The organism is Pseudoalteromonas sp. 5Ae-yellow, assembly GCF_014077565.1.
Lineage (GTDB): Bacteria > Pseudomonadota > Gammaproteobacteria > Enterobacterales > Alteromonadaceae > Pseudoalteromonas.
Genome location: NZ_JACGWD010000223.1, coordinates 1 through 242, shown reverse-complemented (window position 1 = coordinate 242; position 242 = coordinate 1). Strand labels below are relative to the sequence as shown.

The 242-nt window shown below is 45.5% G+C and carries 1 protein-coding gene; it reads right to left on the bottom strand.

Going from position 1 to position 242, the window contains the following annotated elements; genetic code table 11:
• Positions 1–242 (bottom strand): transposase (locus tag H4J63_RS20700; protein ID WP_182198123.1); only part of this gene is annotated, 242 nt, incomplete at both ends.

Sequence of the window (242 nt, the reverse complement as noted above, 5' to 3'; positions counted from 1 at the left end):
AAAGCCATTAATCGTCACCAATCTTTCCATGTTATCTTGGCTTTGAAGGCGTAAACTTTCGATATCCGTGCCATCACTTTTCCAGACTTTATGGTATTCCTCTACAAGCCAACGGTGCTCATAGTAGGTGATGATAGCTAAGGCGTCTTCTTTGCTGGTGACTGGTTCACTGGTTAATAGGTGCCAGCTTAAGCCGTTCTCAGCGTTTCCTCTCTCTGCACTGCCGACATAGTAAACTGGGA